The organism is Microcoleus sp. B5-D4 (genome assembly GCF_036705145.1).
GTDB lineage: Bacteria > Cyanobacteriota > Cyanobacteriia > Cyanobacteriales > Microcoleaceae > Microcoleus.
Map to the genome: position 1 here is coordinate 11,805 of NZ_JAUBTV010000018.1, position 24,056 is coordinate 35,860.

The 24,056-nt window shown below is 43.9% G+C and carries 27 protein-coding genes; 12 read left to right on the forward strand and 15 right to left on the reverse strand.

What is annotated here, in order from left to right:
• Position 1: 1 nt before the first annotated feature.
• Both QUB10_RS11275 and QUB10_RS11280 read right to left on the reverse strand, forming a co-directional pair.
• Positions 2-337 carry a XisI protein gene (locus QUB10_RS11275; RefSeq protein WP_333202089.1) on the reverse strand — a complete coding sequence of 112 codons (336 nt, stop codon included), beginning with the start codon at positions 335-337 and terminating at the stop codon, positions 2-4.
• A complete protein-coding gene (locus QUB10_RS11280) occupies positions 325-741 on the reverse strand; it encodes an element excision factor XisH family protein (RefSeq protein ID WP_333202090.1) in 417 nt (138 codons plus the stop codon). Before QUB10_RS11280 ends, QUB10_RS11275 begins: the two co-directional genes overlap by 13 nt.
• Positions 742-832: 91 nt before the next feature.
• Between QUB10_RS11280 and QUB10_RS11285 the strand changes: the two genes are divergently transcribed.
• Positions 833-1,120, forward strand: a complete 288-nt coding sequence (locus QUB10_RS11285) for a hypothetical protein (RefSeq protein ID WP_333202092.1) — start codon at positions 833-835, stop codon at positions 1,118-1,120.
• Between the two features lie 133 nt (positions 1,121-1,253).
• Here the strand turns inward: QUB10_RS11285 and QUB10_RS11290 are convergent, their stop codons facing one another.
• From QUB10_RS11290 to QUB10_RS11310, 5 genes are all read right to left on the reverse strand, one after another.
• Complete coding sequence (locus QUB10_RS11290; protein WP_333202094.1) at positions 1,254-2,114, reverse strand: restriction endonuclease; 861 nt, start codon at positions 2,112-2,114, stop codon at positions 1,254-1,256.
• A 119-nt stretch (positions 2,115-2,233) separates the two neighbouring features.
• Complete coding sequence (locus QUB10_RS11295; RefSeq protein WP_333202096.1) at positions 2,234-2,812, reverse strand: Uma2 family endonuclease; 579 nt, start codon at positions 2,810-2,812, stop codon at positions 2,234-2,236.
• Between the two features lie 134 nt (positions 2,813-2,946).
• Positions 2,947-4,917, reverse strand: coding sequence for an acetate--CoA ligase (acs, locus tag QUB10_RS11300; RefSeq protein ID WP_333202098.1), 1,971 nt, complete (start codon positions 4,915-4,917; stop codon positions 2,947-2,949).
• A gap of 121 nt (positions 4,918-5,038) precedes the next feature.
• Positions 5,039-5,326 (reverse strand): hypothetical protein, encoded by a 288-nt coding sequence (locus QUB10_RS11305; protein ID WP_333202100.1) that lies wholly within the window; start codon positions 5,324-5,326, stop codon positions 5,039-5,041.
• A 52-nt stretch (positions 5,327-5,378) separates the two neighbouring features.
• Positions 5,379-5,894, reverse strand: coding sequence for a DUF433 domain-containing protein (locus tag QUB10_RS11310; protein ID WP_445300746.1), 516 nt, complete (start codon positions 5,892-5,894; stop codon positions 5,379-5,381).
• A 105-nt stretch (positions 5,895-5,999) separates the two neighbouring features.
• Here QUB10_RS11310 and QUB10_RS11315 point away from each other — a divergent pair, with 105 nt between their 5' ends.
• Positions 6,000-6,659: a restriction endonuclease subunit R gene (locus QUB10_RS11315; protein WP_333202234.1), complete on the forward strand. Its 660-nt coding sequence runs from the start codon at positions 6,000-6,002 to the stop codon at positions 6,657-6,659.
• A 191-nt stretch (positions 6,660-6,850) separates the two neighbouring features.
• Positions 6,851-7,627: a site-specific DNA-methyltransferase gene (locus QUB10_RS11320; RefSeq protein ID WP_333202101.1), complete on the forward strand. Its 777-nt coding sequence runs from the start codon at positions 6,851-6,853 to the stop codon at positions 7,625-7,627.
• A 15-nt stretch (positions 7,628-7,642) separates the two neighbouring features.
• Here QUB10_RS11320 and QUB10_RS11325 read toward each other — a convergent pair whose 3' ends face one another.
• Both QUB10_RS11325 and QUB10_RS11330 read right to left on the reverse strand, forming a co-directional pair.
• Complete coding sequence (locus QUB10_RS11325; protein WP_333202103.1) at positions 7,643-8,248, reverse strand: ScaI family restriction endonuclease; 606 nt, start codon at positions 8,246-8,248, stop codon at positions 7,643-7,645.
• On the reverse strand, positions 8,249-8,470 hold the full coding sequence (locus QUB10_RS11330) for a helix-turn-helix transcriptional regulator (RefSeq protein WP_333145260.1): 222 nt from the start codon (positions 8,468-8,470) through the stop codon (positions 8,249-8,251).
• 351 nt (positions 8,471-8,821) lie between these two features.
• On the opposite strand from QUB10_RS11330, the gene galT reads away from it, so the two are divergent.
• Entirely contained in the window at positions 8,822-9,868 is a 1,047-nt protein-coding gene (gene galT, locus QUB10_RS11335) for a galactose-1-phosphate uridylyltransferase (RefSeq protein WP_333202105.1), read from the forward strand.
• A 247-nt stretch (positions 9,869-10,115) separates the two neighbouring features.
• Here galT and QUB10_RS11340 read toward each other — a convergent pair whose 3' ends face one another.
• Positions 10,116-10,400, reverse strand: coding sequence for a hypothetical protein (locus tag QUB10_RS11340; RefSeq protein WP_333202107.1), 285 nt, complete (start codon positions 10,398-10,400; stop codon positions 10,116-10,118).
• Positions 10,401-10,556: 156 nt separating this feature from the next.
• A complete protein-coding gene (locus QUB10_RS11345; protein WP_333202108.1) occupies positions 10,557-11,534 on the reverse strand; it encodes an acetamidase/formamidase family protein in 978 nt (325 codons plus the stop codon).
• A gap of 322 nt (positions 11,535-11,856) precedes the next feature.
• Here QUB10_RS11345 and QUB10_RS11350 point away from each other — a divergent pair, with 322 nt between their 5' ends.
• From QUB10_RS11350 to QUB10_RS11360, 3 genes are all read left to right on the forward strand, one after another.
• Positions 11,857-13,680 (forward strand): metallophosphoesterase family protein, encoded by a 1,824-nt coding sequence (locus tag QUB10_RS11350; protein ID WP_333202110.1) that lies wholly within the window; start codon positions 11,857-11,859, stop codon positions 13,678-13,680.
• Between the two features lie 116 nt (positions 13,681-13,796).
• The gene (locus QUB10_RS11355; protein WP_333202112.1) at positions 13,797-15,044 is read left to right on the forward strand and encodes a DUF262 domain-containing protein; all 1,248 of its coding nucleotides are present in this window, start codon (positions 13,797-13,799) and stop codon (positions 15,042-15,044) included.
• 13 nt (positions 15,045-15,057) lie between these two features.
• Positions 15,058-15,699: a HEPN domain-containing protein gene (locus QUB10_RS11360; protein ID WP_333202114.1), complete on the forward strand. Its 642-nt coding sequence runs from the start codon at positions 15,058-15,060 to the stop codon at positions 15,697-15,699.
• 157 nt (positions 15,700-15,856) lie between these two features.
• On the opposite strand, the gene QUB10_RS11365 is transcribed toward QUB10_RS11360, so the two are convergent.
• Positions 15,857-17,062 carry a DUF4336 domain-containing protein gene (locus tag QUB10_RS11365; protein WP_333202116.1) on the reverse strand — a complete coding sequence of 402 codons (1,206 nt, stop codon included), beginning with the start codon at positions 17,060-17,062 and terminating at the stop codon, positions 15,857-15,859.
• A gap of 126 nt (positions 17,063-17,188) precedes the next feature.
• On the reverse strand, positions 17,189-18,031 hold the full coding sequence (locus tag QUB10_RS11370; protein ID WP_333202118.1) for a Uma2 family endonuclease: 843 nt from the start codon (positions 18,029-18,031) through the stop codon (positions 17,189-17,191).
• 119 nt (positions 18,032-18,150) lie between these two features.
• Here QUB10_RS11370 and leuB point away from each other — a divergent pair, with 119 nt between their 5' ends.
• Positions 18,151-19,236 (forward strand): 3-isopropylmalate dehydrogenase, encoded by a 1,086-nt coding sequence (leuB, locus tag QUB10_RS11375; protein WP_333202120.1) that lies wholly within the window; start codon positions 18,151-18,153, stop codon positions 19,234-19,236.
• Between the two features lie 305 nt (positions 19,237-19,541).
• Here the strand turns inward: leuB and QUB10_RS11380 are convergent, their stop codons facing one another.
• On the reverse strand, positions 19,542-21,020 hold the full coding sequence (locus QUB10_RS11380) for a bifunctional orotidine-5'-phosphate decarboxylase/orotate phosphoribosyltransferase (protein ID WP_333202122.1): 1,479 nt from the start codon (positions 21,018-21,020) through the stop codon (positions 19,542-19,544).
• A gap of 255 nt (positions 21,021-21,275) precedes the next feature.
• Here QUB10_RS11380 and QUB10_RS11385 point away from each other — a divergent pair, with 255 nt between their 5' ends.
• Entirely contained in the window at positions 21,276-21,503 is a 228-nt protein-coding gene (locus tag QUB10_RS11385) for a pentapeptide repeat-containing protein (protein WP_333202124.1), read from the forward strand.
• Between the two features lie 169 nt (positions 21,504-21,672).
• Entirely contained in the window at positions 21,673-22,383 is a 711-nt protein-coding gene (locus QUB10_RS11390) for a DUF547 domain-containing protein (protein WP_333202125.1), read from the forward strand.
• Between the two features lie 63 nt (positions 22,384-22,446).
• Here the strand turns inward: QUB10_RS11390 and QUB10_RS11395 are convergent, their stop codons facing one another.
• Positions 22,447-22,608: a hypothetical protein gene (locus QUB10_RS11395; RefSeq protein WP_333202128.1), complete on the reverse strand. Its 162-nt coding sequence runs from the start codon at positions 22,606-22,608 to the stop codon at positions 22,447-22,449.
• Between the two features lie 121 nt (positions 22,609-22,729).
• Between QUB10_RS11395 and QUB10_RS11400 the strand changes: the two genes are divergently transcribed.
• The gene (locus QUB10_RS11400) at positions 22,730-23,221 is read left to right on the forward strand and encodes a hypothetical protein (protein WP_333202130.1); all 492 of its coding nucleotides are present in this window, start codon (positions 22,730-22,732) and stop codon (positions 23,219-23,221) included.
• Positions 23,222-23,344: 123 nt separating this feature from the next.
• A partial coding sequence (locus QUB10_RS11405; protein WP_333202131.1) for a phospholipase D-like domain-containing protein occupies positions 23,345-24,056 on the forward strand: 712 nt, incomplete at its 3' end.

A 24,056-nucleotide genomic window follows, 5' to 3' on the forward strand; every position in this document is an offset into this window, starting at 1 on the left:
ACTACACAACTGCATAACCTGTATGAGGTCTGACATCTGCGGGATGAAAACCTAAAACAATGGAATCCTTGGAAATTCCAGCCGCTACAAGTTCTTTTGTCACGCCGTATTCTGTCTCATCTCGCTGTACCCAAATCTTATCATCAATAATATCTATATGAACCAAACAGCCGTGAATTCGTTTGGCTTTATCCCAGCCTAAAGTAACTAGCAGGTAACAATCAGATTTTTCATCAAACACGGCTTTACAAATTATATCGCCATGAGAGTAAGGAATTTTTGTGTAAGGTTCGAGAACGGTTTTAATCGTGTTTCTAAAGTTAGCTAAAGTATCCATTTTACGATCGCCTCTTGATTTGGGTCGAATACAATCAGCTTGAGCTTTTCATCTTCAATCATTAATTGACCGATCGGTTCTTCAAATAGAGATTCATAGGTGATATCGCGAACAGCCAGATAAAGCGTATGTTCTGGATAAGTTCTCTGAAGCACAGATCGATAAATAGTAAATTGTCCGATCGCCTCTCTCAAGTCCTGCATTTCTGAATCGCTGACAAAGCTTTTGACTTCCACAGCAATTTTCTGTTCTCCTCGTTCTGCTGCGAGTACCTGTTTTGCTCCCAGATCCACATACATATCTTTTTTTCCCCATTTCAGATGGAGAGGATCGTGAGTAATTATCCACCCATCATTGATGAGAGATTTTTTGACTGTATTGTGGTACAGGTCTAAAGCAGGCATAGAACAACACGAGTAATATTAGACTTCATGGTTATATAATAGCAAATAATGATGCAATTATCTTAAACCGCAACTACAAGGAGAAAGAGTAATGGCTGTTCTAGAATGTGTAAAACCTGGTGCTAAACTCGGTCAAATTATTCTTGCCGTCGATCTGACTGTTGCCGGTGCTGTCGATCGCATTTTAGCAAAAATTCAAGACTTAGGATATGACCCAGAAATCCGCCATGTCAACTATCCGTCAGGAGTGCACGTCTTAGCAATTCTCAAAGACGAACAGCATTCTGAAGCAGTTGATGATGACTACTTGTTAGAGGATTGGCTACAGGTAAGGTCGCAAATTAACCCAGATGCGGTTCATCTGTGGCGCGGTAAATAAGCTGTTGTTGGTCTATCCATGAATCTTTGATAACAAAAGAGCGATCGCCTAACTGTAGTATGCAGGCATCGCTGCACCCATGCTCAAATATTGCTTGCGATTGACTGAAGATCGATCGCTTCACAATAGAAGCTTAAATCTTTGTAAACCAATTAGCATCCACTTCCACAGACTCAATCATTTTTATCTTGACACCAAGCCCCAACTCTTTTAGTCGTTGAACTAACTGCTCACCATCAATCAAATCTATTGGGGGTGCGCCATCTCGTGTTGCTTCTTTGACAGCATCTCTGGTAAATGTTCCAGTTGTAATGAATAAACCTTTGTCGGTTCGTCCCTGCATTGCCCCACGGAAGTCTCTAATTTGACTCGCCGTAACCGAACCCTGATAGCGCTTGCACTGAAACAGAACATGAAAGCTCAAGAAACCACTAATACGGGCAATACCTACACCATCAATTCCACCATCGGCGGACTTACCTGTAACCTGTACTTGTATAAAGCCTGATTCACGTAGTAGGCGCTGTGCCAAACGCTCAAATGCAGAAGGTTCTAGTGATAGCAGTATTTGATGAAGCTGCTGATGCCATGCAACTTCTTCTAAATTTTCAACTGCTCCAACATTTGCGTTTAAATTATCTGGCGACATCACCTTTTTCTTGTCAGTCTCTCGAACCACCTTGACAATTTCTTTTGCATCCAGAATATCAAAATCTATAGATGTTGAAACTAAAGACCACACGCCACGTGAGGAATTTTGTAAAAGCCCGTATTTTTTCAAGTAAGTACGACTCCAACCAAGTCGATACTCAACAGCACTCTGGGATTTGTTTCCATGTGGGATATCCAGCACCTCGTTAGGTAAGTTGAGAATCTGGGCTACTCGGTCATAAATCTCTTCAGTAGTTCCCGATCCACCCAGCATTTGTAGAGCCTGAATTGTGGGCAAGAGCATTGAGTCAAATGTAGGGATTGAATGGGTAGCTCTGTTCATCTAAAAACTGTTGATATAATTTGCCAAGCACTGCTTTTTTAATGAGAAACTGATGGCATCAAAATACTGACCGTCTATTGGCGGCTACCGTCATACATAATTTGCTAAATTGCGATCGGCTACATCTCTCGACGGAACGCTCTAATAGCTTCCCCAGCATCAGTTTCCGCCATTAAAATACAGCGTTTCATCAAATCGAGATCGAGGTTGTTGAGTCCGGGTAGCTGACTGCGATCGCTATTTTCATAGCTACCATCTTGGAGATGATATATCTTCAGTAATCCATCTTCCCAAAACCAAACCTCTGGAACACCCAAAGCTTTATAGCGCTCTAACTTACTGATTCCTCCACTGGTAAAGACAACTTCGATCGACAAATCGGGAATTGGTTTTACACTCCCAATGCAGTAGGATTCGTCTGCTTGCACAGAGACAACTCCCGATCTTTCCTGCGTCATTGCCCCTGTGGGCTTGAAGAAAATTCCCTGTTCGACGAGAAAAGTAGTCACTAAGTAACCGATAACATGAGCCAAAGTTTCGTGGTCTTCTCCAGGCATCAGAATCTCGATCGTCCCATCATAGTAAAATAGTCGCACTCTAGGGGAGCCTTCAAAGCCTTTTTGGATAAATTTAAACCGTTCCCACATTCCATGATGAACAATTCGCTGATCTGTGGTTTTGCTAAGTAGTGGAGGCATCGCGCTCAGATCCAGTCCAGAAGTTATGTTGATTGTAGCTCATATTTAACAATTAAACCGCAGATGAACGCCGATAAAATTACATCAGCATTCATCCGCGTTAATCTGCCTACATCTGCGGTTAAAAAATCCCCCTACGCACCTCCCCGCAACTTATCCAAAACAGTCCGATCTTCCAAAGTCGAAGTATCCCCAGAAACCTCTTGTCCCGCCGCCAAAGAACGCAGCAATCGGCGCATAATCTTCCCGCTTCGAGTCTTCGGCAAAGCATCAGTAAATCGAATTTCGCCGGGACGGGCGATCGCCCCAATTTCCTTAACAACGTGCTGCTTCAATTCCTTAGCCAATTCATCGCTAGGTTGCTGCGAGTTGTCCAGCGTGACAAAAGCCACAATTTCCTCACCTTTAATCTCATCCGGTTTACCAACAACCGCAGCTTCCGCCACGGCTGGATGCGATACCAAAGCTGACTCGACTTCCATTGTGCCGAGTCGGTGTCCGGCCACATTAATTACATCGTCAACGCGGCCCATTACCCAGAAATAACCGTCTTTGTCCTTGTGCGCGCCGTCCCCTGCAAAGTACACAAACTCGCCATCTTTCGGGTGCAAATATTCCCAATAAGTGCGGCGGAAGCGATCGGCATCGTTGTAAAGTGTCCGCATCATTCCCGGCCAAGGATGTTTCACCACTAAATAACCGCCGCTTTCGTTAGTTACTGGTTCGCCATCTTGGTCAACAACATCAGCCACAATTCCGGGGAACGGTAGGGTTGCAGAACCGGGTTTTGTAGGAATTGCACCGGGCAAAGCGGTAATCATAATTCCCCCGGTTTCTGTTTGCCACCAAGTATCGACGATCGGACAATTCGACTTCCCAATTACTCGTTGATACCACATCCAAGCTTCGGGATTGATCGGTTCGCCGACGGTTCCTAACAATCGTAAAGATGACAAATCTCTGGCATTCGGCAAGTGTTCGCCCATTTTCATAAAGGTGCGAATTGCGGTGGGTGCAGTATAGAAAACGGTGACGCCGTATTTTTCAATTACATCCCAAAAACAGCCAGGATTTGAAGGGCGAGGAGCACCTTCATACATTAAAGTTGTCGCACCGTTGGACAGCGGCCCGTAGACAATATAACTGTGTCCAGTAATCCAGCCGACATCAGCAGTACACCAGTAAACATCGGTATCTTGAAGGTCGAATATCCATTTGGTTGTCATGTGGGTATAAAGGTTATAACCACCGGTTGTATGGACGACTCCTTTCGGTTTTCCGGTACTGCCACTGGTGTAGAGTACGAACAGCATATCTTCGCTGTCCATCGGTTCGGCTGGACAATTTGCCGATGCACCTTTTTGCAAATCGTGCCACCAATGATCGCGCCCTGGTTCCATGTCAATTTTCTGTTTGGTGCGCTGAACTACGAGAACGTTGGTAACGCTGGGTGTGGCATTATTTGCTAATGCTTTGTCTACTTGTGTTTTGAGGCCGACGGCGGTATCTTTGCGGAAGCCACCGTCAGCGGTGATGACGAGTTTTGCTTGGCCGTCGTTGAGTCGATCGCGCAAAGCTTCTGCACTAAAACCGCCAAAAACAACGCTGTGTACTGCACCGATTCTGGCGCAGGCTAGCATGGCGATCGCAGCTTCGGGAATCATGGGCATATAAATGCCGACGCGATCGCCCTTTTGGACTCCCAATTGTTTGATGACGTTCGCCATTTGGCAGACTTCGCGGTGGAGTTGCGCGTAGGTGAGGGTGCGGGAGTCTCCCGGTTCGCCTTCCCAAATCAGGGCGGCTTTATTTTTGCGCCAAGTGGTTAAGTGGCGATCGAGACAATTGTAAGAAATATTAATTTTACCGTTGACAAACCATTTAGCAACAGGCGGCTGCCAGTCGAGCACGGTATCCCAGTTTTGGAACCAGTGCAATTCTTGGGCGGCGAGTTCTGCCCAGAAGGCTTGGGGGTCAGCTTTGGCTTTGTCGTAGAGGGCTTGGTATTCTTCTAGGCTTTTGATGTGAGCTTTTTGAGAGAATTCAGCGGGCGGCTGAAAGAGGCGTTTTTCATGCAGAATTGATTCGATGGTATCTTGCGACATTGCTTTTAACTTTAACTTCGGTTAGTCTTTTTAACTATTGTTTGCATAAGTTGGGGCAAAAGTATGTTTATTTTCCTTAAGACTTTGGGGAAATTTGTAAATGTTGGGACTGTCTTAGAAATTATAGCACTGGTAAATTGTAAATTCTATCTTGGTACTCATTATCAAATGATGCTTCATAAATCAGAAGCAGTAGTTCAATATTTTGACCGATACTCAGCTTGAAATTCAGGATAAAGATTCCTGGTATATGGCGATTTTGCTCTAAATGATCTGTTAAATGAACGGGCATAGAGCGGCGGTTGTTGGTAACAAGAATGAAATTGTGGATTTCGCACCAAATAAGAATTTCTGGATCGAGAGTCCCTTTGGAAGGTGCTGTTAGTTCTCCCACTCCTAGAACAACCATATCGGGATTGCGTCTGCGAATTTGATTGACCTACGCAGGATCGACATTTTCATCAAAGAGATACTGGATTGACATCCACTTTTCTCCTTGCATCTCTTTCTGCTTTTAATTTGCGGAGTTTTTCAGTCACTGGAGGAGGATTGCGACGTTGTTCTTCTCGCATTTTATCGCCCCATTCCAGCCATTCGGTTATGTATTTACCGACTGCTTCTTTGTTGTGCAGGTAGTACAAAATGGTCGCATAAACTTGTTCGAGGGTGAGCGATGTATAAATGTTAGCGATTTCTTCGGGAGTTCGAGCGCGAAATAGGTATTCATAGAGAATGGTTTCGATGCCAATGCGAGAACCTTTGAGCCGAATATCGTCAGGTCTTAGGAAGCTGAAATAGTCTTCAAGTTGCGTGGTTTGGTGGTTGGCTTCATGAGATTGCTTCTCTTTATTAATGTCTGTTCCTTCGGGAACCAGCACAATTACTTCGGCTCGGCTGTTGCGATATAACTTGAGCGGTTCACCAACGCACAATTGTCCTAGATCGTCGATCGTTGCCATCACTTTAATTGCTTTCATACAATCTACCCGATTTACAGGAGCGATATCTGGTATGATTATATCATAACAAATTCGATGGTAATGCTTTTATAATTGACATTAACAGCCGATCGCACTAAAGCCATGACGCAAAATTTAGAAGCAAGTCAACTCTCGCTAAATGACGTTCGTCGCCTTCTCAAATTGGAAAGACAAACAGGAGGAGGTTTTACTGATTTTTTCTCTCTGGAACCTCTGACGGATTTTGAACAGCAGGAATTATTGCAAATCAGCAATGACTTTTGGCGCTATCTAGAAGTGGGAAAGGTTTCTGAAGAATTGGTTAAGTTTTTGTCACTTTCACCGTTAATGAGATTAACGGGATTTTTTAAAGTTCCTGTGGTGCTGACAATGGAAGATAGCATCCCCATCGAGGTTGAGGATGAGGATACTTTAATTAAAGGCCGCTTGGATGTCTTAGCGGTAAATCAGCCGGATGCAGACATAGCGGCGGCACAGTTTTGGATTTTGGTAGTGGAGGCGAAAAATAGTGCGATCGATCCTTGGGCCGGTTTGCCACAATTGCTGACTTATGCTTATAAAAGTTTGCAGCAGCAATCGTCTGTTTGGGGATTGACGACGAATGGACGTAACTATCAGTTTGTGTATCTGACGCGGGGAAATCCTTGTACTTATCAGATTTTACCGGAATTGAATTTGATTGACCCAGAGCGATCGATCTTGTTGGCGCAAGTGTTGAAAGCGATTTGCAAGTTGCAGAATGTGCAGTTGCAGTTGGCATGATGTTTGGGAATTCAGGAAGACGAATTAAGGAAGTACACATGATTTAATTACTCCCTGAGTTAATCATTAAAAACGGCAAATTTGTGCCAATATAGATTTATACCATCATAAATTTTATCATGCTTATAACTGATATAGTGAATTTTTTAGGCAAACCCTACTTCCACGCGCCAAACTGCCTCATTTATCAGATGGACTGCTTAGAAGCAATGTCCAAGCTCCCTGATGAATGCGTCAACCTTACTGTGACCAGTCCCCCCTATAACATTGGCAAAGAATACGAAAAAACACTACCACTAGATAAATATTTAAACTGGTGTGAAAGCTGGATAAGTGAAAATTATAGGCTCATCCTTCCTAACGGCGCTTTCTGGCTCAACTTGGGGTATCTATCAATTCCCAATCAAGCTAAAGCTATCCCCATTCCCTATCTACTTTGGGACAAAATTCCTTTTTACCTAATCCAAGAAGTTATCTGGCACTATGGCGCTGGGGTTGCTGGTAGTAAGTTCTTTTCACCGCGCAATGAAAAGTTTCTTTGGTATGTTAAAAACCATAAAGACTATACATTTAACCTAGATGATGTGCGCGATCCAAATGTAAAATATCCTAATCAAAAAAAGAATGGAAAAATTAAAGTCAACTCCCAAGGCAAAAATCCGACTGATGTTTGGGAATTCCCGAAGGTAACTTCTGGTAAAAATAGAGCATCAAAAGAGCGAACCTCTCACCCCGCTCAATTTCCAAGTGCTGTTATACAGCGAATCATCAAAGCTTCATCCAACCCAAATGAAATCATTTTAGACCCTTTTTTGGGTTCAGGAACTACGGCGGTTGTTGCTTTAGATTTGCAGCGCACTATTATCGGATTTGATATCTGTCAGGAATACTGCGATTTAGCTGCCAACCGAATTGATGATTTTCTAAGACAAAAGCAGATTAGCGAAGCTCAATTATCTTTATTTTAAAGATGGTAAATATTGCTAAATAGGCAATTGCAGCAACTTATATCGCTCTACATCAGGGCTTAATTTAGCTTGCTGACCAGTGGCTGCTGTTTGCCCTTGCCAATCTTCTCGATCTATCCATCCAAATCTAACTAAATTAATATTTAGAGTTTGCACGCTTGCCATTTTGGGATTGAATTTCTGGAAATTAACTACAAGGTAATAGCCGGACTTGTCTTTTTTCGGCTTTGCTCCTAGGGCGCTTTGTTGAGCATAACTGCGATTGCCGTAAGTGTTACGACTACTTGAAGAAGTTTTAATTTCAATTGAGAAATTATTGTTCGGGATGTAAACAATATCTTTTTCGAGGGTACTGTGATCGCGCCGCCAAATTCCGGGGTATTTGCTGGCGAGTTCTAATGGGATTAGTTCATGTAAAAAAAATCCCATAATTTGGGGAGTTGGGAATAAATTTATTCCTATTCTGTAGCCTCTGCTGGTTATGCTGGATTGAAAAATTTCACTCCAAACTTGAATAACCACGTCATAAATTTCTTGTGGATCTAGTGGGTGTCGATCTATGAGTTCTCGTGTCTTCTCTTCCCAATCTTCGACAGGAAGTCCGGTATAGGGTGATTGCATTTACTCTATTTCCTGCAATAGTTCGCTTGGCGATACTCCTAGAGCTTTTGCTAACCGCAAAATGTTTAATAGAGCTATGTTTCGCTCACCCCGCTCAATACCACCAATGTAGTTGCGGTGCAGTCCGGCTAGTTCTGCTAACTTTTCTTGGGAAAAGCCCTTTGATGTCCTTAGCCTGCGAACTTGCTCTCCAAATTTTTTTAGCTCTGGATTTTTTGCCACACGAGCAAGATATCGGTGAGTGCACTCCAAAATCTACACACTATAAGTGTGATTTAGGATTACATGAAAACAGCACGCCCATAATCCGACGAAGCAGACTTAACTTGATGCCATTACTTTAATTGCTTTCATTGGTACTCCGGGTAATCTAGGCCGTAACAAATAGATTGATGTCTAACGCTTTAGATACCGTCAGTCTGATGTTGGGTAAAATTTTACTCATGACAACCGACTTAATACCTTCGGAATTAGATATCAAGATTTGTTAAAAGTCTGCAATCAGACACTGACAGAGTACACATATTTATCTAAAATAAGAGACAATTTGACCCGGAAACTGAAGGTAAAAAAGTGTCTGAACTTAGACAAAATTTAATTACCAGAGATTGGGTAATCATCGCCACCGAACGGGCGACAAGACCGGATCAATTCGCTAACAAAAAAAAGTCGGCCACCGTAGTGCCACCGCACCGCGCCGATTGCCCGTTTTGCGTGGGAAATGAGGAAGACGGAACCTTAGAAACTTGCCGTTTGGGCGATTCCCTACGGGATAGCTTCGCTTCACGCGCTGGCTGGAAAGTCAGGGCAATTTGCAACAAATATCCCGCCCTCTCCCCGACAGCAAAATGGATGAGGATATCATCGGGAATTCACCGCACGATGGCGGGAATCGGCGTGCACGAAGTAATTGTCGAACACCCGCGACACGATTTGACGACAGCTTTGTTGAGCGTTGAAGAAGTTGCCAACATACTTTTAGTATACCGCCAGCGTTATGTAGAAATTAGAAAAAATCCCCACATTGAAACAATTATTATCTTCAAAAATCACGGAGAAACTGCCGGAACTTCTCTCGAACACCCCCACTCGCAGATAGCAGCGACGCCCGTTGTACCCAGCCAATTTCGCAGCCGCATCGACGAAGCTATTAGATATTTTGATGACACGGGAGAATGTCTGTTTTGCCGGACTTTGGAAGATGAATTAGCGGCGAGAGAAAGAGTGATTTGTGAGAGTGAACATTTTGTGGCTTTTATCCCTTACGCTGCACTTTCACCGTTTCACACTTGGATTTTTCCGCGCCGACATTCCTCTTCCTTTGATGAAATTACTGATGGGGAAATTACGGATCTTGCTGATACTTTGAGAACTGTACTAGCTAAGCTTTATTACGGATTGAACAATCCTGATTACAACTATAATATTCGATCGGCACCGATCGCCGAAGGGGGAACAAAATACTTTCACTGGTATATCGCAATTATTCCCAGAGTCACCAAGCAAGCTGGATTTGAGTTGGGCAGCGGGATGTTTATCAATACTGCTTTGCCCGAAGAAAGTGCGGCTTTTTTGCGATCGATCGAAATTCCTAGTGACAGTAATTTCCCGCCCATCTAAAGTATCCTACATCACAATAGGTCAAGTTTACTGAAACTGGGGGTGGAAATGCACCCAGCTATTCTGAGTTGCGAGTCTGCGTTGAGGGAGGAAATTGATATTATTTGAGATTTGAGATTAAAGGATTGGGAATAACGGATGATCTAATGGTTTAGATCACCTGCCGAAAGTTGGATTCTTTTTTTAAACTGGTATAACTTACGCTCTAAAGTGATGAACGTACAAATACTTAGGGATTTTACCAAACTCACAATAAACTTTCGACATACTGCCAGCCGTCGTCGCTAAAAGTAGCTCTCAACATATCTCTAATTTTGGCATCGATCGATAAGATTCCCTCGCCAGAGTCACCATTCTCGCCGATGTCGCAACTGTCATCAGACATATGTTCTTGGATGAGGGCCAGAGTATCGGCGAAATTAGCCAGAAAATAATGTTCGTGCACCCACGCTGTCGGATCTGGTATTGCTGCACTCCCAAAAGCTCGATCGACTAAATCTTTTTTGGCAACATCGTCAGTCTGGTTTTTCATGTTGAGCTCGATTTAGGTAGAACTGGTAACTTATCCCATTTTAAGCTTAATTGTCAACAGGAACGCGATCCTGATCGACCACAGCAGTGACAAATTTGTGTAGTTTGTGCGATCGCGATCGTAATTTTTTGGTCGCTCGTGTGTTATCATATTACCTCAAACTCGGTGGTCAATAATGTTCACATCGAGCAGAATACACTTGGGAATCATTCCGTGAACTCCTTTTTGAGGATTGTTAACAGCCTGCGTAATCCGAAAATTTACCGCAAGCGAACACAAAACATAAGCATCTTCCTCTTTGAAACCTGCAAACTTTTGCAGCCAATAAACCGTCTGTTTTACAGCCATCTCAAACGCTTCATCTAATGTTCTACCAAATCCCATAATCACAATATGAGTGGGCGTTTCCGCAAACGGAAATATCAGAAATAAATCCTTGCGTAAGATGATTTGAATAGTCCCGTTCATCGAAGTTTCAATCGCAGTACCGTCAACTTCACCATCTCCTTGTGCCGAATGTCCGTCGCCAATGGACAGTAAACCGCCGCGCAGAAAAACAGGTAAAAATAACCGCGTTCCTGGTTGCAGTTCCTGATTGTCCATATTGCCGCCGTAGCGCTCTGGAGGAATAGAAGAACGGTTGATTTGTGCATTAGCCACGCCGATAATTCCAAAAAAAGGATGCAGGGGAATCCGAATGCCGCTACCTGTGGGAAATTCAGCAGTTTTTTGCTCTAAATCTAGCGGAATAAACCGCAATTTAGGTTCGGGGAAATACTCAGGTAAAGCTCCCCATCCGGCGCGAATTGCATTAAATCCTACTGGCAAACTTGGGTAAACATCCTCAATGTGAATTTCTAAAACGTCTCCCGGTTCGGCGTTGTTAACATAAATCGGGCCTGTCAGCAAGTGGGGCCCCGGCCCAACTTTGCGGTTGGGGGGCAAATTCTGACAAATATCTAAAAATTCGGGGGTGAGAAATTCGGGCGGCGCTTTGTCAGCAACATAATATCCTGAATAGGTTTCGATATCGATGCGATCGCCCGAATCGACAGTTAAAGCAGGTTCTAGCTTCGGAGAGAAACCGCCCAAGTGTACGGTTTTGCAGTTAGCTTTGAGAAGGTGGCGAGTCATGGGATTTTAGATTTTAGATTTTAGATTTTAGATGGAAGGAAGGGTGTTAAGAATGTTATATCGCAAGTCTCAAGCATTTTGGATAATTTTTTTTAATGAACCACAGAGGGCGCAGAGGGCACAGAGAAAGAGAATGGAGAGATCAGAAGAGGTCAAAAAATGGTTTAGGTTTGTTTGATGGGAAATATTTTACTAATTTCTTAGCTTTTTGATAACGTGGGTAGTTTAAAATTTAAAGTGGGTGGCGCGGGTTTATATATTGGGGTGGGGAGTTCTGTTTGGCTGGTGCAACCCGCCCTTACAAACTAATGACTAATGAATTATGTTAACGCCTTTGCCCAATAAAGTAGAAATTTCTCAAGGTTATTCTCGCAATCCCTGGTTTTTTGGTGTTTTGATTTTGATTGTCCTATTGCTAGGTTTCATGATGCAATCTTACCTTAACAAACCTCAGCTTTTAACCGACCCGTTTCTGCAAGTCCCAACAGCAAACTCGGTGCGAGTTGTCTGGTTCACAGAGTTTGCCGGTACTCGCAACACTGTTGCTTACGGCGAAAATTTGAATCAAGTTGTGACGGCAAATACTACCAAGCTAAGCCGCACTCGCGAAGACAAAGACTCGCGCATTTCCGATGAAATGAAACAAAGCATCATTGACAGCAATCCAATTGTCCGCGACATCTGGCGCCACGAAGCAGAAGTCCCCAATTTAATACCCGGTGCTCGCATTCCTTATCGAGTCACCAGCGAAAGGAAAGACGGCGCATCTGTCAGCAGCAAAGTTTTCACTCTTTCTCCGACACCAGCAGCAGGAAGGCCGCTCAACATCCTCCTCACTTCCGACCATCAATTGATGCCTATGACAGCGGCAAATCTCCAGAAAGTAGCCGAAACAATTGGCCGAGTTGACGCGGTTTTCATGGCTGGGGATTTAATTAATATACCCGATCGCGCTTCTGAATGGTTTGACGATTACCGAGGCCGCGCCTTCTTTCCGTCTCTGCAAGGTCGCGCATTTTCCGAACTCGACAAAAACGGCATCAAAACCGTTTACAGCGGCGGCGAACTGATCCAACACGCGCCTTTATTTCCGGCCATTGGCAATCACGAAATCATGGGCCGCTTTGCAACCAACAGCAAACTCGATGACCAATTTAACGATCCTTTTCCCCGCGCCGCTGCCGAGAAAATATACGCCCAACGTGCTGCCTCTTTGAATCCTAGTAATGACTCTTCCGTGCGGGAAAGATGGCTAAAAAATCATAGTTTTAATAGCGATACCTATGACGAAATTTTCAATTTACCTGGAGGTAAAAATTACTATGCTGTGACTTTTGGGGATGTACGCTTAGTGACTTTGTATGTTACGAATATCTGGCGAACTCCGAATTTAGATCCGCGTGCGAGAGGCCGGTATCGGGAACGGGACGAAGATTTTAATCATCCCGAAAAATGGGGATACGGACAGCATATTTTTGAGCCGATTGTCAAGGGCAGCGCTCAATATAATTGGCTGCAACAAGAGTTAAAAAGTGCGGAATTCCAGCAGGCAAAATATAAAATTGTGATGTTTCACCACCCGCCGCATTCTCTGGGTGACAATATTGTACCTGCTTATACCGATCCAGTGCAAATAGTCGATCGCGCTCTCGATGGCGAGATTAAAATGGTGCGTTACGAGTATCCGAAACAGCAAGATTATCTGATTCGGGATGTAGTGCCGCTACTAGAAACAGCGGGGGTGCAGTTGGTATTTTACGGACATTCGCACTTGTGGAATCGGTTTGTAAGTTCCAGCGGAATGCACTTTTTGGAGACTTCTAATGTGGGTAACAGTTACGGTGCTTTTGTGGGGGAAAAGCGCCGATTTGTGCCGCCGGCATATCGGGAAGATTACAGCGCTATTGGAGACCCGAACGGATTGGAACCTGTGGTGCCGACTGTTGCGCCTTTGTTGGGGAAGGATGGGCGGCCGCTGCCGTATATTGATAGCAATGATATTACGGCTTTTACTATTTTTGATACGGGGGAGGGTACGGTTAGCAGCTACTATTTTGATACGCGGAAACCGGAGTCGCAAGTGGTGAAGTTTGATGAGTTTAAGTTGAAAAATTATCCCTCTAGCTTAAAAATAAGTAAAAATTAAAAGCGCTCGTTTTCATAATCGATAAATTAGTTACTGCTATGATAACTTAAGGCTTCTGACTTCTGCTATACTTAGGTATCTGTATCCAAATTAAACTTACCCAGTAGAGCGCGGTCATGCCTGAACTAAACCTCTTAGAAAAACCAGAAGAAGTAAGCTTCGAGGAGGAAGATGAAGCTCTAGATTATGAGCTTGAATCTAATGGTAATCCCAAATCTGTCTTAGACGAAATTTCCGAAATAATTGTAGCTGGAAATGACTGGACGACAGCCACCATACTCGATCAACTTGTTCGTGACAATATTCAACTTAATCCAAGATTTCAAAGGCGAGATGCTTGGGATATAACTCGTAAAAGCAGGTTTATTGAATCTATTTTTCTAGGATTTCCCATTCCAGATATAGTTTTGGCTTCTCAAGATAAAAAACGCGGAAAATTTGTAGTTCTTGACGGCAAGCAACGCTTGCTTACGATTCTGCAATTTTATGGAAGGAGCGAAACTCCCAACGATAGTTTTGCTTTGAAAAACTTAGAATTTAGACCTGAACTCAATGGTTGTACGCATGAGGATCTAAAAAACGATCTTCTCCATAGTTCTGTACTTGATGCACTGGATAATCAAACTCTTCGTACTACATTGATTCGGAATTGGCATACAGAAAGTTTACTCTACAAAATTTTTCTCCGTCTGAATGTAGAAAATACTCCGCTATCTCCACAAGAACTCAGGCAAGCATTGCATCCAGGTGATTTCATCAATTTTTTAGATGACGAATCAATTAAAAATCAGGCTTTAAGAAAAATACTTAAATCCCAAAATCCCGATCCTCGGATGCGCGATGTCGAATTATTACTACGATATGTAGGATTCCATCATTTTTTATCCGATTATCGCGGTAATCTTAAAGTGTTCCTGGATATGACTTGCAAAAAGCTCAACAAGGATTGGAAAGAGAAAGAAACTGAGGTCAGATATACAGTTAGCCAATTTGAAAAGGCAGTGCAAACAACCACTACAATATTTGGAGAAGAAAATATATTTCGTGTGTGGTTGAGTAGTTCTAATAGTTACCGAGGCAAGTTTAATCGAGCTATTTTAGATGTAATGGTTTTTTATTTTTCAGATCCAGTTATTAGTGAAGTTGCTGAGAAGAATCCGGCGGGTGTGCAAAAAGCTTTTAAAGAGTTATGTTCATCATCTAATAGCGAATTCAGAGAAGCTGTTGAGAAAAGCACAACTAGCATTCGCGAAACTCATACTCGTCTCTCACTGTGGGGCAAAGCTTTGTTAAAGGTTTTGGATGTAGAGTTTAATGTACCTGAACTCGTAGATAACCATATTATCTTTAACGGTTTGAGGTAAGTTATTAAGAGGTATGCCAAAATCCGTTAGATTTCGTACTCTAACCCAGCAGTTAAATAGGTTAAAAAAACAATTTTTTCCTAAGATTAATCCTCTAGGTTCATATTCCGAGCGGCAGCTAGCCTTAACTCTTGCCTACAGAGTTTTAGTTCATGCCGAAATTGAGGCTTATTTTGAGGACAGAGTTTGGGAAGTAGCCCTTAATGCTAAAAAGAATTGGGATAGTCAGGGTAAGAGTTGCCGTACTTTAATCTGCTTGCTTGGCTTTTCTGGTCAAATGATGGAAGCACCACCAGATACACTGACTCCAACTAAGGGAAGTAAAGCTTTGCCACCGGAAAAAATAAAAGTCAACAAAAAAATAGATTTAGCTATTAATAGTTTTAAGCGAAGTATTGACCAGAATCATGGCATCAAAGAAGCTAATCTTCTGGCGTTGCTTTTGCCAATAGGAATAGATACCGATGATTTAGATTCTGTTTGGCTGGCTACCATGAATACGTTTGGGGAAGAAAGAGGTGTGGCGGCACATACTTCAGCTACATCCCCGAAAACTATTAGAAGCATAAATCCTATAAATGAACTGCAGAGGGTAGAGCAAATTATTCAAGAACTTTTGAGGGTGGATGAGCTGATTAATAATTTAATGAGATAAATGAATAAACCGACACCAATTGTCAAGAGTTTAATCTTTTTGGTAGGCTTCTAGCCGGAACGGGCAAGATGCCCGTTCCACAATACTTTATTTTCTTGTGGCACAGGCATCTTGCCTGTGCTCAAACAGCTTATTCAGAATGGTGCAAAATTTCCGATTAAACTTTGTCTTTCGCAGGCGGAACCAAACCTGTTTTATTCAAACCCGCATCAATCTGCCTGAGCAATTTAAAATCATCTTCGGGTAAGGAATTAACAGGCGAGTGTTTTTCCAGAAACGAGAATGCTTGGCGAAATTCACGCGGCCGGGAGTCGATCGCACCATCGAAGTGACAAGGTACAATTTTTTCAAAGTCCCAACTCGCCACTTGATCCACCCAATCGAGAGTTTCCCTGGGGGCGCGGTTGAGAATCAAAGTCTGCAAAATCGGCGCGACAAACAACCGCCCTCCTCCCCGCAAAGCCTCAAACGATCGCTCCCAATGTGTTTTCCACTTGAACGGATACAACCCGAAATAAGCTTTCCTTGAGCGTTCTGGCGCTTGGCGTGCGCTGGCAAATACCTCCGACCACGGCGGCACTTCCAGCACGCTGGGGCTAAAATACATGGCAAATAAGGCGATTCTCTGCCACCCTTTGCGCCGATTTTCGTGGGTGTCTGCCACCGTGTCCGAGGCGCTGTCTTTGGCGTGAAATAGCAGCGGGTAAGAGTCGAGTTGGACGATCGCGGGCGGATTTTCGGGAATGGAAACTATGGAATCTGTTAACATCAGCGTGCGCGATCGTCTGTGAAATAACGCAACTTCTGCAAATTTGCCCAAACCAAGGTCCAGCGGGCCGAGAATTGCCCAGTCAAATTGATCGGCTAAGGGCGTGTTGCTGCTGTCAAAGGGCAGTACAGACGTGCGTTTGGAGGGCAAACCCAGCCAACTCAGCGGCAAATTCACCGGGAAACTCCACTGCTGCGGGGCGACAAACACCTGCGCTTCGGGAAAACACCTCGCAAAGGGGCCAACAAAAACTTTGTGCTCGATCCCCGAAACCGTTGTCAGCAGGATGTACTTCACCTCGCCGTGCTCTGCTACTAACTCCTTTACCAAGCGGATGCACTCAGGAGTCGGTGCAACGGGGGCGTAGACGAGAAGGCCTTCGGGTTCTAATTTAATTACTGTCATCCGAATCGGGACGACTACGTAGAAAATGCCTTGTAGTTGGTCAAAAGTCCAGATTGTGTCCTTGACTATTTCCTTGCGGATGGTGCGCCGCTTGCTGTAGGGATAGAGGGGGACAACTGGCCAAAAGGCCCAAGAATAGTCCCGATAATCAATCTGTGCTGATGTTGGTATGCCTTCGCCCTCTGCCACTGGTGCGACTCCTTGCCGATTTTTTTGTACGTGCGTGCGATCGAACTATTTTTATCTTATTTCACTCCTGTTGCGCGGATTCGAGGAGTTGAAACCGGGTTTCACCAGGCCTGGGTGCGAGAACTATTAAACCAACTGTTCAGGATCAATGCCTAACTCCCGCAACCGCGCCGCTAGTCTTTCCTCTCGCTGTTGAGATTCTGTCAGTTGCTGTTGAGATTCTGTCAGTTGCTGTTGAGATTCTAGAACTTGCTGTTGAGCTTCTATCAGTTGCCGTTCCGCCGCCGTCGCCCTTTCACCCGGACTCAAAATCAACCCTCCTTGGGCCGTAAACCATCGCAACCACAACCGATTCATACTCTTATAAGTGCCTTGCCACCAACCTAAACTCAACTGCAACTCAGGAATAAATAACCGCCCATCAATTAATTCTGCCGGTTCATAGTGGCCTCCTACAAGATGAAAAGCTCGCAATTCATCCGTGTAGCGACTGAAAATAAAATAGTAAGGAATCCGCAAAATTTGTTCATAAACTTGCCACTTAGTCGGCGGTTCCCCAGCTTGCTGAACAGTCCGCCCTAAATCTTCATCTTCAGTGCCCGGCGATAGCAATTCCACCACCACAAACGGATTTACCCGTTCTTGCCAAACTACATAACTCAAACGCATATCGCGCCCTTGATAAAGCCTTGGCACACCCACCGCAGCAAACCAATCCGGGCGTTTATGCCAGCGCGGTTGTGTTGCATCGTAATACAAATTTAGGTCGCTGGCTGTAAAGACTTGTTCCGCATCCCATCCCGGCGGCAAAAACGTGAATTCCAAGAGTTGCGGCTGATCTAAATGAAATGTATCTGGCAAACCGGGCTCCTTTGGGTCTTCGCTAGGTAAATCATACATTGTTGGCAAACTCTGCCGGGGGTCTAAAGGCGGTTCAGCTTGAGCAGGCGGGTAAGTCGGGAATGTCATAATGAATTCTGAGGTTGCTTATCCTGATATGATTATAACCTTGTGAGAATGTCTTGCATTTCCAAAGAATTCCCATTAACTCTCAATCTCAAATCTCAAATCAAAACTCCCAAATCGATATGACTCAAAACTACCGCATCACTCTTTTACCAGGAGACGGCATCGGCCCTGAAATTATCGCTGTGGCGGTAGATGTCCTGAAACTTGTCGGTCAACAATTGGACATCGGCTTTGAATTTCAAGAAGCTTTAATGGGCGGCGCTGCTATTGATGCCACAGGCAATCCGCTGCCAGAAGAAACACTGGAAAAATGCCGCAACTGCGATGCAGTATTGTTAGCAGCAATTGGCGGTTACAAGTGGGATAATTTGCCCCGCGAACAGCGCCCGGAAACTGGATTATTAGGACTGCGCGCCGGATTGGGATTGTTTGCAAATTTGCGTCCTGCGACTATTTTACCGCAATTGGTTGATGCTTCTAGTTTGAAACGGGAAGTTGTCGAAGGCGTGGATATTATGGTCATCCGCGAACTCACAGGCGGCATTTACTTCGGTAAACCGAAAGGTATTTTTGAGACGGAAACAGGCGAAAAACGCGGTGTCAATACGATGGCTTACACCGAGTCGGAAATTGACAGAATCGGGCGAGTTGCTTTTGAGACGGCCAGGAAGCGCGGGAAAAGGCTGTGTTCCGTTGATAAAGCGAATGTTTTGGATGTTTCGCAACTGTGGCGCGATCGTATTATTGCCCTTTCTTCAGAATACCCTGATGTCGAACTTTCTCACCTCTACGTTGACAACGCAGCCATGCAGTTAATTCGCTGCCCCAAACAGTTCGATACAATTGTCACCGGCAATTTATTCGGCGACATTCTTTCCGATGCGGCGGCAATGCTAACTGGTAGCATTGGGATGCTGCCTTCTGCTAGTTTGGGAGCAAGCGGGCCGGGAGTTTTTGAACCCGTGCACGGTTCCGCACCAGACATCGCTGGACAAGATAAAGCAAATCCCATCGCCCAAGTTTTGAGTGCGGCAATGATGCTGCGCTACGCCTTAAATCAGCCGGAAGCTGCTAATAAAATCGAGCAAGCCGTTGTCGAAGTTTTGGATCGAGGTTATCGTACTGGTGATATCATGTCGGAAGGCATGAAACTCGTTGGCTGTCGGGCAATGGGCGATGCTTTAATTGAAGTTTTGCAAGGTTGATTTATTTACCTTGACTCGTTCCCAGGCTCTGCCTGGTAACGCCTTTCAGGAGGCTCTGCCTCCACTAAAACAACCCAAAGGAGACATAAATAAAGGAGGCAGAGCCTCCGGGTATTAATTACCAGGCAGAGCCTGGTAACTAGAAAACGAGACAATTAATTCTTACTCGTTCCCAGGCTCTGCCTGGTAACGCCTTTCAGGAGGCTCTGCCTCCACTAAAACAAGGCAAACGAGACAGAATTTTGGAGGCAAAGCCTCCGGATCTTAATTACCAGGCAGAGCCTGGTAACTAGATATTTTATAATTTAATGTTCCGCCGTCAAAAGCTTGAATTGCTCGGTATCAATGCGGCTTGCTCGATACAAAACTTCAGCTATTTCCGAAAGCGCTAGCACAGAATGTGCGCGATAACCGTTGGCCTGCATCTTATCTTTTACTCCCTGTTCGTGGTCGATTAATACCACGATATCTTCCACATTCAAGCCAGCCGATTTTAACTTAGCCGCGCCTTCCATCACGCTTTTGCCACTAATCAAAATGTCATCGACTACGACAATCGTTTCTCCTGCCTGAAAATGCCCCTCAATTAATTTGCCTGCACCGTAAGTTTTCACCTCTTTGCGCGGGAAAATCATCGGGCGTTCCATCCGCAAGGCTAAACCGGTTGCTGTGGGTAAAGAACCGTAGGGAATTCCCGCAATGCGATCGAATTTTAAATCCTTGAGAATGTCTGCATAAGCGCTGACAATTTGATGGAAAATCTGCGGAATTGAGATAATTTTCCGCAAGTCGATGTAATATGGAAATACGGCGCCCGATGCTTGTACGTGGTCGCCAAAAACTACGCAGCCGATGTCATAAAGTTGCAAGATTAAATCGCGGTGAGGTTCGGGTTGTAAAAAGCAAACATCGGGCAGCCACAATTCGCAAGTGGGGCTACCTTCGATCGCGCGCAGCCTCTGTTGATTAATATTATCCCGCAATTTCTCAATTTCTCGCCGCGGTTCTTTCCCCGCTAATAAACTGGGGGGGACGGGCAGCAATAAACCTTCACCATTCTTGCTTAAACCGGCCGCCAGCAGTTGTGCGAGGTCGTTTTCTTCTGTGAGGTCATTTTCTTCGGCGATGTCTCCTTCGACTAAAATTAGGCGTTCAGGAGCCTCTTTGCGGATGCGGGCTAACATATCCGGCATTATTCCTACTTCTAAACCGACTTTTTCGGGAGTTCCCCAAGTTTGAGAAAGTCGGACTAATTGCAAGTACAAAGGGTTTTCTGGCGTCGGGTATTCTTGCAAAGCCGCCGCTGACGGGTTGGCGGTGGCACAGAGGACAAAAACTGTTTTTCCAGCGTATAACAAAAATGGCGCTACTTGGTCGAATCCGGGATAGGGACTTAAAGTAATAGCGTCAACTCGCCAGTCTTGAAATACAATTTTGGCAAACACTGTGCTGGTATTTAAATCGCAGTGTTTGGCATCTAAAATTACTGGCAGGTGAGGGGGAATAATTGTTAAAATTTCTTGCAGCAATGCCCAACCGGGAATACCGAGAGATTGGTAAAAACCGAGGGTGATTTTGCAAGCACAAATTAAATCGGCTGTTTGGTCGATCGCACTTTTTAGCTTAGCAAACAAATCAGTTACAAAACTTTGAGTTTCTTCCCCAGTCATGGAAACCTGCGGGGGCAAGGTTTCTGGGTCGGGATCGAGGGCTAAATACAGCAAACTTTGATTGCTTTCAACAGCCGCTAACAGTTTATCGAAAAAGTCGGTGCGATCGCTCATAGTGTGTTATGGAGGTAAGGGGAATTAAAAAAATTGCAGGTCAAAGTGGGATTGGTGTTGTGCCGGAAGAAACCGATCCCCGTTGAAATTGAAAGTAAGAATCTTTTAAGATTGTAGAATGTAAAGAGCAGGAAATCTGTAACTTTGGGAGCAGTTTCATGGGGAATGATTTTCGGGTTGGCTACACCAGTGATTGCACCTAACCCGCAGCAAATCAATTAGTTGCGGTAAACTAACCAGTGTCCGGGCGGCGATTTGATCTGCCTTCGCCTGCGGTACGCGAGTTTAGCAAATGCGAATTTGCAAGGGGCAGATTTGAGAGGATCAAATTTTAGGGAAGCTAATTTATCCGGGGCAAATTTGAGCGGGGCTTCTTGGCGGCAAGCTAATTTACAAGGCGCTAATTTGACTCAAGTTAATTTAATCCAGAACCCGTTTGATGGGGCTAATCTAAAAAATACTACCGTTGCAGGTGTTATTTAGGTTGAGGCTAGTATTAAATATAGAAATCCTTGCAGGAGTCGTAAATTTTTTACCCCACCCCAACCCTCCCCTTAGCAAGGGGAGGGAGTAAGAAATTCACAAATGATTTAGGATTGCTATAGAAGCAGAAGTTAAAGCAATGTCCGCCTTATATGATGGATAGTAATAAATGATCGGTACGATCGACTTTACGATTTGGGACGAGTTGCTGCAACGCTACGTTGACGATTTCGGCCGCGTCAATTATCGGGGCTGGAAAGCTGAGGGGGCGGATGTTTTGAGGGGGTGGCTGGAAAGTTTGGCGGATGTGGATTTGGCGGATGGTACTGATGCGGATGCGCGGCTGGCGTTGTGGCTGAATGCGTATAATGCGATCGCAATTTCTCAAGTTCTGGAAGTATATCCGATCGCGTCCATCCGTCCCAAAATTTTGGGAATTCCCAACTGGCTGAGTTTTTTGGATTTTTTCACTCGTTCAAATTCGATTATTGGCGGCAAAAAGCACAGTCTCAATCAAATCGAACACGCAATATTGCGGCCGGAATTTGCGGAACCGCGCATCCATTTTGCATTAGTTTGCGCTTCTGTCGGGTGCCCGCTGCTGCGTCGCGGGGCTTATTTCCCGGAGTCGGTACGGACTCAACTAGAAGCGGATGCGAGCCGTTTTATTCACAATCCTGATAAGGTGCGATATGATGCCGAGAAAAAGACGCTTTATTTGAGCAAGATTTTTAAGTGGTACGGCGAGGATTTTGTAAAGGCGGCGGGTTCGGTGGCTGAGTATGTGGGCGGTTATTTGGGGCCGGAGGCGGCTGTGGGTGATGGATGGGCGATCGTTTTTTTGCCTTACGACTGGAATTTGAATCGGGTTGATGGATAAAATTTGCGCCTAGGGGTAGGTGTTTTTTTGAGGGAGTAATTTTTTTCGGCTGTCGTTACCCCTTCAAATTGCCAGATTCAACAGGGCGATCGGATGACTCCGAGGCGATCGACTGTGACCAGGTGAGAGGCGATCGGACGGCTGGCACTGGCAAGTGTGAAAAATGCACCATTTAGGGCGGTCTAGAGGGTTTTGGGGCGATCGGCTCGCGGGCACGGCTGGCACGGTCGCAGCGGTGGCACTGTCGCACCGTCTAGCTTTTGTGCGTCAAACCTTCAGATGTAAATGGTTGACGTTTTTTTAAAATTTTGTACAATGTATTTAATTAACTTATTCTGAAAAAATTATGACGCAAGAAAATACACCTGTTTCAGTCGAAGAAAAAATCCAGATATCATCAGATTCAGACAAGTTGTTAATTTATCTGATAGATACTGCGGATAAATTTGCAGGTCAGGTAGACATAGACATTACACTTTCTGTTCAAGGTTTAAGTGTTAGTGGGGTGGTGATTAGTGAGAAATTGTATTTTGAGGGTATATATAATGACCTGAAATTATCTTTTTCTAGTTCTGATATATTAGAAAAAGAGGCTCAAATATTCTTAGAAAATCATCAATCCTTTGCAGCAAAATTGTCAGGCGATCGGGAAGTTAAAAGCCAATTAAAAAACATAGAATACATACATTTAAAAAATGTTGCTTTTTATAATGGCAATTGTTTAACTCCTAAAAACGCTAATAATTTATTAATTCCAAATCATAGAGGAGGTTATTGGAGAGGACATTTAAACCGTGTAGATGGTTTTTGCATAGGAAATTTAACTGAACATAAGTAGTTTAAAGTTCTATACAAAACTCGTTGCAATTTAATTGTGACGGGTTTTGTATAGTGTACTTGATATGTAAAGGGTAGACAAAACTTTGCAGTGGTTTGATGTTATAAATCAGAAAATTACATTATGAGAAAGCCACCTTACTACTATTTAAAAAATATTAGCCGCCGCTGGCACACTGAAATTAAGAAACTTGATGATAATGATCAGCTAATAATACTTTCACCTTACTTGACATCAAAAACAGCAGAAGGAATTTTAAGAGAGTCACAAGTTGCTAATTGTGAGGTATACACAATCTTTTCAGTTCGTAATTTTGTTTCTGGTGCTTCTTCATTAAAAACATTAAAAATTTTACATCAATGTGGTTGTAAACTTTATCATTTAGAAAGACTTCATGCGAAAATGATTATTGCTCCTGGTAGGTTTGCCACTATAGGAAGCCAGAATTTAACGAGAAATGGTGTGAAAAACAAAGAAGCTAGTGTAATAACTTTTGATAAAGAAGAAGTAAAAAAGATTATGGAAATGCTTGATAGTAGTTGGTTGAAAGGATGTAAACCTATCACTACTGAAATGTTGAATGAGCTTGAAGGTAAAATAACTAATTTAAGAAAAAAGTTTAGTTTGATAAATCGAGAAATAAACAAAGAAATAAGTACATTAGAAGATGAACTTTGGAGTAATGAAGACGAACGTATTGAGAATAAATTATTAGCAGAAGAAGCAGCAGAAAAACAGAGACAACTAGAAGAACAGAAACAACGAGAAGAACAGAGACAACGAGAAGAACAGAGACAACGAGAAGAACAGAGACAACGAGAAGAACAGAGACAAC